We start from the raw sequence: 2,853 nt of genomic DNA, 5'->3' as shown, positions 1-2,853 counted from the left end.
GAGACCACCTTCATCGCCTACCGCCGCGACAAATACCTGCGGCGCTTCCAGCAGCACTTCACCGAACTGATGCAGCGCATGGTGCAGAGTCAGGGGGTGGTGGGTGAAGAATGAGGTTACACGGCGACCCTGTGGGAGCGGTGCCGCGGAATGCCCTTAGCGCCATTGTCGCGTTGTTCTTATCATTCCAGACAAGGAGCCGGGGCGGGACGCCCCGGCTCCCGTCAACGCAGGATAGCCCGCCACCCACCCCGGCCCGGCAGACACTCTGAACAGAACCGCAGCAGCGCATCGGCCTGTCCGCCGCGCACCAACCGAACCTGGTTGCCGTTGCTCTTGTCGTTGGTGCGGTCAGAGCCGTCGTTGAAGACCAGGATCCACGCAGAGTCGGCACCGTAGGCATAGGGCGAGGAAGACCAGTACCGCCACCTACTCGATCCCAGGTCCGGGAAGTAGTTGGTATCGATGGCCGGATCGACACGACTGCGGTCGACGATGGACTGCAACTCCTTGCGGTTCGGCAGGCGCCAATCAGTGGCGCCACAGAGGCCAGTGCGGTTGACGGCTTGGGTGAAGCCCAGGGTGTCGCAGTCGATCTCACCGCCGCAGGACCCTGCGTTGCGGTAGCTGGCCGCGCCGCCGTTACTGGTCGCGTCCGGGTTGTACCAGGAATAGGTCCAGTCGCGGTCGCGCAGGCCGGCGTCGTCGGTCTTGACTTCCCAAATCAGTCCGGTGACGTTGTCTCGGACACAGGACCAGGAGGTCGCGCCTGCCGACAGGGCCATGCCATTCGCGTCGAGCTTGGTGAATGAGAAACCGGCGTGACCATCGACGTCATTGTCCTGGGCGGCGTCGCGGCCCTGGCTCGCGTCCTGGCCGGGGTACCCGGCGGGCGCCGCCGCGAGGTTGTTGCGACTCCCATCCGCCCACCAGTCGATCCCGGTGTCGTTGAGCGGCCAGGCGGGTGCCAGTGCGGCCCAGGCCCCGTCGGCCCAGAACAGCGTGAGCAGGATCCCGGCCCAGCGCCACGCCGCCCCGGTGGTCGGTGTCAATGCAGTGGTCGCATCGACCCTGCAGGACTTCCCGTATTCAGCCTGCATTACTGTCCACCCCGCACCAACCGAACCCGGTAGGCGTTGAGCTTGTTGCCGTGGCCGCTACCACCGTAGTAGAAGTACAGGATCCACGCAGAGTCGGTATAGGACGCATCGGGTGAGGAAGACCAATACACAGATCCGGGGGTCGCCGGAAACAGCCCCAGGTCGATGGCCGGAACCTGGCAAGCCTCCTCGACGATGGAGGTCAATTCAGCGATATCAGGCAGACGCCAGTCGTCCTTGCCGGCAAAACTCGGCGTATCCGCCTGCTGCAGGGCCTGCTGCCAAGTATAGCCGGCCGCGGTCCCGCTGCAGGTCCCGCCCGACCAGTCCTGCCCCTCGCTGCAGCGCTTCCATTGGAGCCTGGTCGCCTGGTCAGTCACGGTCCCATCGCCGTGGTCGGTGAAGCGGCTGGCCGAGGCCGTTGCGGGGATACTGTCGTACTTGCAAACCTGGTCCGCGAGCGTGCCGCCCGCGGAGATTGCCAGCAACGGCCAGACGAGCGGAAACCAGAGGCGGCGGTTGACCTTGACCATGGTTGCTCCGTGACGTTGATGGGGTACCCCGGGGCCAAGCCGCGGGGGCCGCTGTCGGGCCGCCACCGCGCCGGATGGTCTGACCGCCTGATCGGGCTCTGGGAAGGTACCGGTCGCGCACTCGCAGTACCTTGCGTGTAACCGGATTGCAGCCTTGCGTCAACGGAGCATTTGAGTTGGCTTTACCATCGCCGCAAGGGTCGACCTCCAGCAATTCCCCCAAGGCACTGCGCGCGCTCAGCCAGCGGTGGGTCGCCCGTTCCGAGCCTGGCGCGGCCATGCGCCAAATGATGGCGCCAACGATCAGCGCCCGTTGTGGACCGCTCAGCCCCAGGTGTTCGAGCAGCGCGACAAAACGCACCTCCGCCATCGCCCACAGCGCCACCGACTCCACCCCGGCGCTGCGCGGGCGGCTCAGTTCCAGCGAGTCGACGTCGACCGCCTGCACATCGCCCCCGTCGGTGCGGCCGGCGAGGGGCGGGGCCACGCCCTGGCGCGCCAACAGCCGGGCGAACAGTCGCTGCGCCTCCCGTTCGACGGGCCCGGAGCCGGCCAGCACGGCGCCCTGGCCGCTGCGTAACGCATCCAGCCGCGCACAGCGTGCCGGCCACTCCTCCTGGGGCAGCGTGAACTGGCGGCCCAGGTTCAACAGGGTGACCTGCCGCACCCGACCGCCCACGCGCTCGGACTGCACCAGGCGGTGGGTGGTGTAGCGCTCCCCGGCGGCGCTGTTCGTGGTGTGGGTGCGACGGATGTACATCCCGGTACTCTAAGACACCCGGCACCGGCTTTACTCTGACCCTATTGAATAACTTTGCACTACATTGCGATTTTTTTGAATCGTGTACATACTAATCAAATGGTTAGATTCCCTCTTGGGGTGTTATCAATGGGGTCATGTTAAAGATAGGTTATGTCTTCGGCTTCACCGGCTCCAGCCGCCTGCGCTCCACCTTCGCCCGCATGGCCCTGGAGCCGGACGCCGTCCTGAGCGCCGCGGATACCGACGTGATCAAAACCTATGTGCGTGAAGGCCTGGGCGGGGGACTGATCGCCACGGTCGCCTATTCGGCGCGCATCGACGCCGACCTGGCGGTCCGCGATCTGAGTCATCTCTTCCCCTGGGAGACCACCTTCATCGCCTACCGCCGCGACAAATACCTGCGGCGCTTCCAGCAGCACTTCACCGAACTGATGCAGCGCATGGTGCAGAGTCAGGG

Annotated in this window: 4 protein-coding genes; 1 reads left to right on the top strand and 3 read right to left on the bottom strand. The window is 65.7% G+C overall.

What is annotated here, in order from left to right:
* Positions 1 to 224: 224 nt before the first annotated feature.
* Genes QZY03_RS30640 through QZY03_RS30630 form a run of 3 tightly spaced genes read right to left on the bottom strand, consistent with a single transcriptional unit; the run spans position 225 to position 2,393 of the window.
* Positions 225 to 1,100: a DUF1566 domain-containing protein gene (locus QZY03_RS30640; protein ID WP_295587968.1), complete on the bottom strand. Its 876-nt coding sequence runs from the start codon at positions 1,098 to 1,100 to the stop codon at positions 225 to 227.
* Positions 1,100 to 1,480: a DUF1566 domain-containing protein gene (locus QZY03_RS30635; RefSeq protein WP_295587966.1), complete on the bottom strand. Its 381-nt coding sequence runs from the start codon at positions 1,478 to 1,480 to the stop codon at positions 1,100 to 1,102. Before QZY03_RS30635 ends, QZY03_RS30640 begins: the two co-directional genes overlap by 1 nt.
* A complete protein-coding gene (locus QZY03_RS30630; protein WP_295587964.1) occupies positions 1,473 to 2,393 on the bottom strand; it encodes a hypothetical protein in 921 nt (306 codons plus the stop codon). The genes QZY03_RS30635 and QZY03_RS30630 overlap by 8 nt, the downstream gene beginning before the upstream one ends.
* 137 nt (positions 2,394 to 2,530) lie before the next feature.
* On the opposite strand from QZY03_RS30630, the gene QZY03_RS30625 reads away from it, so the two are divergent.
* Positions 2,531 to 2,853: LysR substrate-binding domain-containing protein (locus tag QZY03_RS30625; RefSeq protein ID WP_295587962.1), on the top strand; the 323-nt coding region annotated here is incomplete at its 3' end.

The organism is uncultured Lamprocystis sp., from assembly GCF_903933125.1.
In the GTDB taxonomy this organism is placed as follows: Bacteria; Pseudomonadota; Gammaproteobacteria; order Chromatiales; family Chromatiaceae; genus Thiodictyon.
This window is presented reverse-complemented; position numbering and strand designations above follow the sequence as displayed.

Bases quoted from the DNA above. Each gene is read 5' to 3' on its own strand.
- QZY03_RS30640 (WP_295587968.1), bottom strand. From the start codon at position 1,100: ATGCAGGCTGAATACGGGAAGTCCTGCAGGGTCGATGCGACCACTGCA.
- QZY03_RS30630 (WP_295587964.1), bottom strand. From the start codon at position 2,393: ATGTACATCCGTCGCACCCACACCACGAACAGCGCCGCCGGGGAGCGC.